1 protein-coding gene is annotated in these 554 nt (G+C 45.5%); it reads left to right on the top strand.

The features are described from left to right. The coding region (locus tag ACTS4L_RS11405; RefSeq protein ID WP_440652077.1) for a hypothetical protein at positions 1–554 on the top strand (554 nt) is incomplete at both ends.

Here is a 554-nt window from a genome sequence, read left to right as displayed (position 1 = left end):
GTCCGGATTGCTCTGAAAAGATCCAAGGTTGCTCTGCTGATGTTGCCAGCGGTGACGGACTGTTCCTAGAGGAATACTGGAAGCAGCACAAGGAAGCCAGTGCAGTGCTGGTTTCACCATGGCACAGAATGAGCTACTTTTTCAACCCAGTCAGCAATTTCATATCTTTCGAGCTTGAAAAAACAATTAAAGAACTACACGAGGTAGTGGGAAATGCTGCTGCAAAGGACAGGTACATTGTGTTTGGAGTAGGGGTCACTCAACTCATCCATGGACTCGTCATCTCTCTTTCACCAAATATGACTGCCACTCCCGACGCACCAGAATCTAAAGTTGTTGCTCATGCCCCTTTTTATCCGGTGTTCAGAGAACAAACAAAATATTTTGACAAGAAAGGATACGTGTGGGCCGGAAATGCAGCCAATTACGTGAACGTTTCAAACCCAGAGCAGCATATTGAGATGGTTACTTCACCTAATAACCCAGAAGGTCTGCTTCGCCATGCAGTAATCAAGGGTTGCAAATCCATTTACGATATGGTTTACTACTGGCCT

The organism is Cysteiniphilum sp. 19S12-1, from assembly GCF_052030685.1.
Lineage (GTDB): Bacteria > Pseudomonadota > Gammaproteobacteria > Francisellales > Francisellaceae > Caedibacter.
This window is presented reverse-complemented; position numbering and strand designations above follow the sequence as displayed.